This is a genomic window from Nioella sp., assembly GCF_964229645.1.
GTDB lineage: Bacteria > Pseudomonadota > Alphaproteobacteria > Rhodobacterales > Rhodobacteraceae > Nioella.
Genome location: NZ_CAXREX010000013.1, coordinates 22,385 through 28,455, shown reverse-complemented (window position 1 = coordinate 28,455; position 6,071 = coordinate 22,385). Strand labels below are relative to the sequence as shown.

12 protein-coding genes and 1 tRNA gene are annotated in these 6,071 nt (G+C 66.3%); 6 read left to right on the top strand and 7 right to left on the bottom strand.

Annotated features, from left to right (window positions below; genetic code table 11):
• Nucleotides 1-13 precede the first annotated feature (13 nt).
• From ACEQXV_RS00955 to ACEQXV_RS00925, 7 genes are all read right to left on the bottom strand, one after another.
• A tRNA-Leu gene (locus ACEQXV_RS00955) sits at nt 14-99 on the bottom strand.
• A gap of 57 nt (nt 100-156) precedes the next feature.
• Nucleotides 157-1,176, bottom strand: coding sequence for a tyrosine-type recombinase/integrase (locus ACEQXV_RS00950; RefSeq protein ID WP_370267453.1), 1,020 nt, complete (start codon nt 1,174-1,176; stop codon nt 157-159).
• Nucleotides 1,173-1,343, bottom strand: a complete 171-nt coding sequence (locus ACEQXV_RS00945) for a hypothetical protein (protein WP_370267452.1) — start codon at nt 1,341-1,343, stop codon at nt 1,173-1,175. Before ACEQXV_RS00945 ends, ACEQXV_RS00950 begins: the two co-directional genes overlap by 4 nt.
• A gap of 22 nt (nt 1,344-1,365) precedes the next feature.
• On the bottom strand, nt 1,366-1,623 hold the full coding sequence (locus tag ACEQXV_RS00940; RefSeq protein ID WP_370267450.1) for a hypothetical protein: 258 nt from the start codon (nt 1,621-1,623) through the stop codon (nt 1,366-1,368).
• Complete coding sequence (locus ACEQXV_RS00935; RefSeq protein WP_370267449.1) at nt 1,623-1,778, bottom strand: hypothetical protein; 156 nt, start codon at nt 1,776-1,778, stop codon at nt 1,623-1,625. The genes ACEQXV_RS00940 and ACEQXV_RS00935 overlap by 1 nt, the downstream gene beginning before the upstream one ends.
• 160 nt (nt 1,779-1,938) lie before the next feature.
• The gene (locus tag ACEQXV_RS00930; RefSeq protein ID WP_370267448.1) at nt 1,939-2,409 is read right to left on the bottom strand and encodes a hypothetical protein; all 471 of its coding nucleotides are present in this window, start codon (nt 2,407-2,409) and stop codon (nt 1,939-1,941) included.
• Between the two features lie 10 nt (nt 2,410-2,419).
• Nucleotides 2,420-3,052 (bottom strand): helix-turn-helix transcriptional regulator, encoded by a 633-nt coding sequence (locus ACEQXV_RS00925; protein WP_370267447.1) that lies wholly within the window; start codon nt 3,050-3,052, stop codon nt 2,420-2,422.
• A gap of 89 nt (nt 3,053-3,141) precedes the next feature.
• Between ACEQXV_RS00925 and ACEQXV_RS00920 the strand changes: the two genes are divergently transcribed.
• The 6 genes from ACEQXV_RS00920 to ACEQXV_RS00895 all read left to right on the top strand — a co-directional run bounded on the left by ACEQXV_RS00920 (nt 3,142) and on the right by ACEQXV_RS00895 (nt 6,058).
• Nucleotides 3,142-3,351, top strand: a complete 210-nt coding sequence (locus ACEQXV_RS00920) for a hypothetical protein (protein ID WP_370267445.1) — start codon at nt 3,142-3,144, stop codon at nt 3,349-3,351.
• 13 nt (nt 3,352-3,364) lie between these two features.
• The gene (locus ACEQXV_RS00915; RefSeq protein WP_370267444.1) at nt 3,365-3,739 is read left to right on the top strand and encodes a hypothetical protein; all 375 of its coding nucleotides are present in this window, start codon (nt 3,365-3,367) and stop codon (nt 3,737-3,739) included.
• Nucleotides 3,739-4,035, top strand: a complete 297-nt coding sequence (locus ACEQXV_RS00910; protein ID WP_370267443.1) for a hypothetical protein — start codon at nt 3,739-3,741, stop codon at nt 4,033-4,035. Before ACEQXV_RS00915 ends, ACEQXV_RS00910 begins: the two co-directional genes overlap by 1 nt.
• A 382-nt stretch (nt 4,036-4,417) precedes the next feature.
• Nucleotides 4,418-4,747: a DUF2312 domain-containing protein gene (locus tag ACEQXV_RS00905; protein WP_370267442.1), complete on the top strand. Its 330-nt coding sequence runs from the start codon at nt 4,418-4,420 to the stop codon at nt 4,745-4,747.
• Nucleotides 4,747-5,241, top strand: coding sequence for a DUF1937 family protein (locus tag ACEQXV_RS00900; protein WP_370267440.1), 495 nt, complete (start codon nt 4,747-4,749; stop codon nt 5,239-5,241). Before ACEQXV_RS00905 ends, ACEQXV_RS00900 begins: the two co-directional genes overlap by 1 nt.
• A 178-nt stretch (nt 5,242-5,419) precedes the next feature.
• Nucleotides 5,420-6,058, top strand: coding sequence for a helix-turn-helix domain-containing protein (locus ACEQXV_RS00895; RefSeq protein WP_370267439.1), 639 nt, complete (start codon nt 5,420-5,422; stop codon nt 6,056-6,058).
• Nucleotides 6,059-6,071 lie beyond the last annotated feature (13 nt).

Here is a 6,071-nt window from a genome sequence, read left to right as displayed (position 1 = left end):
GCGGATCGCAAGATGGTAGCCGCTGTGGGACTCGAACCCACACGCCCATCCGGGCAACGGATTTTAAGTCCGGTCTGTCTACCATTCCAGCAAGCGGCCTAACCGTTTTCTTTCAACACTTTAACGGCTTGTTTGCAAGGGTAATTCGCGCCCGTTTCAACCGCTGTTTCCAGGTTCGCGTTCCGGCCCCGTTCTGTTCCCGCGCCGGGATTGGGCCTCGGTAGCCCGCGCGCGTTGCCGCGTGGCGCCCGCGTAATGGGCCACCATGCGGGCGCTGGAATGCCCGGTGACCGACATGATCAGCTCATCGCTGCAGCCGAGCGCGGCCAGTTCCGCCGCCGCGGTATGGCGCAGCGCATGGATGTCGTGGGCCTCGGCCCCGGCCAGCTTGCGGGTGGCCATGACGTGGCCCTGCGCCGTCTTGTAGGCCATGGGGCGCCCGTCGGGGTTGCTCACGATGGTCAGGCCACGCTTCGGCGTGTCATTGAGCGCCGCGCGCAGATGGGGCGTCAGGGGCACCCAGAGCACGGCCCCGGTCTTGCCCTGCCGGACGTTGATCCCGCCCGCCTCGATGTCGTTCCAGCGCATCCGCAGCACGTCGCCGATGCGCTGCCCGCTGCCGAGGCAGAGCTCGAAGATCAGCCTTGCGGGGCCGGTCGCAACCTCGCGGTACTTCTGCACCTTTTCCTGCGGCCACGCCTCGCGCCTCGGTCGCTGCGACGGGATCAGCAGCACGCCCTTGGCCGGGTTGTCATTGCGCCAGCCCAGATCGATCGCATGCTCGAACAGCACCCGGATCACCTGGACCAGGTAGTTGGCAAAGCGGACTGTCCCCGCGTTGTCGTCACGCCATCCGACGATATGCCGGCGCTCGACCTTGGCCGGATCCAGCTTGCCCATGCGGTCCTCGATGAAGGCCAGCACCTTGTCGTAATCCGACACCGTCCGGGGTTTCAGCTTGGTGAAGCGCTGCGAGCGGCGGTAGCTGGCGATCAGCGCCGAGAAGGTCTTGCCGGTCGGAAGGGGCGGGCGGCCTTTCAGCAGCAGGGCATATTCCGCCGCGAAATCGGCCGTGCCTGGGACAGAGTGAACGCGCGTCGTCTGGCCACCCCGGCAGAAATACAGGTAGCCGCGTTTGCCCTTCGGATAGACATAGGCGGGCAGGGACCGCTTCATCGTTTCCTCATGTCGATCAGATCGAATTCGTTTGCCACCTGCGCTGCGGGCAGCGCGGGCTCGATGATGGTCTCGCCATCGGGCTTGATGGTGATGCGCACGCCTTCCCGCGCGGCGGCAATGGCTTCGCGCATGGCGGCGGCGGTGATGGCGGCGCGGGCGGTCATGGGCGTACCTCGGGCAAGGTGGTCAGCTGGCCGAGATCTCGGCCAGGAAGCGTTTCGAGGCGGCGTGGTCGCGGGGTTGTCCGTGCTGCAGCAGCCAAAGGGCGGCGGTGCGGCGGGCGGCGGCGGGTAGGGCGGGATCGGCCAGAACACGGCGCCGGGTGACGAGGGGCGCGCAACCAAGGGCGGCGATGGCCCCGTGAAACAGCGGCGGAAGGGCGGTGCCGGGATCAGGGATCCCGGTCCTGTCGTGAACCCGCCGTGCGGTGGATGCTCCCGCCATCAGGCAACCCCTTGGTGACGGGCGCGTGCGGCACGTTGCGCGGCGAGACGCCGGCGCAGGAAAACCCAACGCACCTTGCGCATATGCTCGTCTTCGAGCGGGTGCAGCGGGTCGATCAGGGTCGTGGTGGTGCGGGGATTGGAGGGGGTGGGCATCTGTGGCTCCTGCTCTTTCGGTAAGAGGAGCATTAGGGGATAAATATCCCCTGTCAATATAAAAAGGGAAAATTATCCCCTATCGTGATGCTCTGATGAGGGGTCGAAGGCGGGCGCCTCGGCCGTGGTGGCATGCTGTGTTTGCGCAGGGTGGTCTAGGTCACTTGCCCGAGCGAAGGGCTTGCGCATCGATCCAGACCCGCGCGCCGCCGATGGTGGCGAAGTCTTTGCCCTCGGCGCGGTAACCGTTCTCGATGCGGACGATGTCCTTGCCATGGCGCATTTCCACGACGTCGCCCGGGACGGGCGGGGCTTTGACTGGTGGTTCGCGCCGGGGCGGTGTGGTTGCTGGCTGAGGCGCTTTCGCAGGGTCAGGCCGCGCCAGGGACTGTTTCAGCAAGGCAACCATTTCCGCGGTATTCTCGGCTGTATCGAGCTGCGCTGTGGCCATTTGGGCAATCGCGACCAGGGCAAGCCCGCCAAGGCCCAGCGAAATGATGACGGGGATCGAGAGTCTGAGACCTGACGACTGATACAGTACCAGTGCGAACAGGATTCCTGCGGCAACCGTGATCCATCCGATGATGCTCAGCACCGCGATCAGCGAGCGGGCCGTACTGTACTTGTTCATTATTCGACTTCTAAACCTTGCGGACGAACTCAACCGGCAGGTGCATTCTTACGGGGGCAGCCCAGATAAGTGCAACGTCGAATTGGTTCTGTCCCATGGGATTAGCAGTAATCAGATGGAAAAGGCCCGGTCCGGTCCCGAGCTTCACCTGCTTGACCCAGACGCGGTGTTCGTCGTCCTCGCAGATGCATATCCGGTCGAGCGCCTCGGTCGGCACCCCCATAGCGTCACGCGAATAGAGCAGCACGTCGCCTGAATGATAGATAGGGGCCATGGACTGGCCCTGAACCTCGACCCCTACGATGCCTGAGGGCGAAAGCTGCGGGGGGCAGACAATGTGGTAGAGCCCGTCTCCCTTCGCGTAATCGTCCGCCAGGAAAACGCTGTCTCCGGCTCCGACCCGGCCCGCAACGGCAATCGACGGCGTCTCGGCAGGGATACGACCGCCCAGCAGATCCTCGACGGTGAAGCCCAGGGCGGCGGCAAGAGCGACCGCGTCTTCCGCGTTGGTGGTGCTGCTCTTCCCTTGCCGGAATTTTTTCGCCTGCTCGTACGAGACACCGGCCTTCAGGGCCACGTCCCGCAGGGAGCGACCGCTCTTCTCCAGTTCCCGAATGAATGCGTCGCGAAAGGTTGTTTTCATTGGGGAAAATTTACCCCGCCCGGCGCAGTGTGGATATGAGGAAAATAATCCCTTGACCGCAGGGGAGATTTGTCCCCATTTTGCGCGCTATGGAAGAGCTCATCGCGGAAATCGAAGCCTATGCAGCGGTCGCAAACCGCCCGCCCCAAGCCGTGATCCGCAAGATCTGCGGTTACGGCGGTGGGGTCTGGCATTCGTGGAAGGCCGGCAGAAGCAGCCCGACGATGATCAATGTCGACCGGATGCGCGCGTGGATGCGGGCGAATCCGCCTGAAAATTTCAGCAAAGACGCCGCCTGAAAGGAAATCCTTCATGACCAAAACCTCCCTTCGTCTTGTTGCTGCCTCGGGTGCATCCTCGCGCCGGGCCGCGCCCGTGTCCCGTCAATACCATGGTTTTGCGCCCGAAGGCGGGCGGGGCAGGGGGCGGCAGGCTGTCCGCGCGGCTGGCCCTCTGCCCGACCCGATCGCCTGGCGCGGCGGCTTCGCGCGGGTCTGGCAGGCTTTCCTTCTGGCTCGCTGGGGCGCCGATCCGCATGCCGTTGCCGAGGCCTTCGGCGTCCGCGTCCAGACCGCGCGCAACTGGCTCGACGGGCTGCATGTGCCCACGGGTGACGTCGCCGCGCGCGCCATGCTCGCCTGGCGGGGCGAGATCCTCGCTGCGGCCCTGCGCGTGGGGGTGCGGTGATGGCCCTCTCCATGACGGAGCGCATGGTCGACGCGGCCGAGGCGGCGCTGGATGCAGCAGCGGGTGAGCTCTACCCCGATCATGCCGACTTCGACGCGCACGAAGCGGGGGAGATCGCGCAAGCGCTGTTCACCGCTGCCATTGCCGTTTCGCGGGAATTCGGGCTGACCGACGAAGACCTGACCCGGTGGCTGGGAGAGCTGTGCAAGCGGCCCCTCGGAACGGGTGAACAGCCCTTCATGATGCCAGCGCGTCCCGTAAGCGTCGTTGTTCCGTTCCGGGGCGCCGTATCGTGAGCGCGGCTCGCGCCCCTTTTTACCTTGCCTGTCGCGCGGCCTGCTCACCGCGCGCGTCTGCCGCAGATCCGCGCCGTCGCGGGGATGGTGCGGCCAACTGGCCGGCCCGTTGTGCACCCTCGGGGGCGCGCGGGCAGGTCCCTTTTCTTTCCGATTGGCACGCCCGCTCCCCCGGGCCGGTCCAGGGCGTCCCCGCGCTGCTTTCCTCCTCCCGGCGGCGCGGGGATGCCGACTTGGATTTGCCGGGTTGGGATCTGGCTCCCGGGGCGCGCCGGGGTCTGCGCGTCGGTTCCCTGTTGGACCCCCCCGGTGGCGTGCCTGCCGCCGGGGGCCTTTTTCCGCTGTCCCCGGTGAACCCCCTCCAACATTGAAAGGCCCAGACATGCTTGATGACGAACCCGATCCCGATCCCGCCCCGCGCGCGGGCGGGGTGCCGATGAAGAACACGCCCGAGGACGAGGCTGTCCGGCAGGGCGCTTATGACGTGACGGCGGACGAGATCCGTAGCTTTGTCGAGCGCTATGAGCGCCTTGAGGCCGAGAAAAAGGACATTGCCGACCTGCAGAAGGAGGTGATGGCCGAGGCCAAGGGGCGGGGCTACGACACCAAGGCGCTGCGCAAGATCGTGGCGCTGCGCAAGAAGCGCGCGGACGAGATCGCCGAGGAAGAGGCGGTGCTCGACCTCTACAAAGCTGCTTTGGGGATGGGCTGATGGCGCGCGATACCGACACCGCGCCCCGACCCTCGGACTTCTGGACCTCGCTGGAACATGCGCCTTCGGTGCGGTTCGGCGTGTTGCCCGAGGCGCTGGCACGGCGCACGCATGGGCAGGTCTATCTCGCCACGCCCTATGCCGAGATCGCGGCGCCGGGCGGGCTGTTCCACCTGCCGGCGGCGCGTCAGGCGGCCAATGCGGCGGCCTTGTGGGCGCGCCAGCTCGCCGAGCTGGGCGTCTGCGCGGTCTCGCCCGTGGTGCAGATGCAGGCGATGATCGAGGACCGCAAGGCGCATCGGGGTATCCGGGCGGCGGCGGAATGGGCGCTCGATGCGGGCGCCTGGCTGCGCTGGTGCGCGCCGATGCTGGCGGCGTCGCATTCGGTTTACGTGCCCGACATCCCGGGCTGGCGCGCGAGCGCGGCGATCGAGCGGGATGTTCGCGACGTCGTGGCGCGCAACGGGCCGGTCTATGTCGCGGGATGGCCGTGATGGTTAGCCTCGTCGTCCCGGCCCTGCGCGCCGGCGGATCGCGTGATCCCCCCGGCTGACCCGCCCGACTGATCCACAAACCTGACGCGGCCCTGCGGCCGTGTCTCCAGAGACCTGCGCTCTGCGCCGTGTCCGGATTCCGGACACGGGTGGTGCTTTGCGCGCTTCGAGGTAAGGCATGAGCCACAAGGCGACAAATTGGGCGTTCTCGATGTCTGGTCTGAAACCGGCAACCAAGCTTGTCTTGGTGGCGCTGGCGGACCGGCACAACGCCGATACCGGGCAATGTGACCCGTCACAGGACCGTCTTGCCGAGCAATGCGGCATGGCGCGGTCGACGCTGAACGTCCATCTGAAGGCTCTCGAAGAGATGGGCCTGATCAAGCGCATCCAGCGCTCGGACCGGCGCACCAGGCGGCAGGAGAAGACGCTCTACCTGCTCGCTCTGCCCGAGGAAGAGCCCGCCCGCGCGCCCAGAGCCGTGTCCGGAAACCGGACACGGAAAGGGGCCGAGCCGTGTCCGGAAAACCCGCAAAGCCGTGTCCGGAAAATGGCCAAAGCCGTGTCCGGACGTCCGGACACTAACCGTAAGGGAACCGTAAGAAACGCGGGCGCGCGTGAGGCGCACCCGCCCGCGCGTGTGGGCGCGAGGCCCTATTTCCACCCCGATGAGCGGTTCAGAGCGCAGCAGATCGCCGAGAGGCTGAGAGAGGGCGGAACGGTGGATCCGGGACTGATCCCGGATCGGGTCGGGCGATGCCTGATCGTCGAGAACATGATCACGGCAGAGCAAGCCGAGACGTTGGGCATTTGCTGAGAAAGGGGGCGAG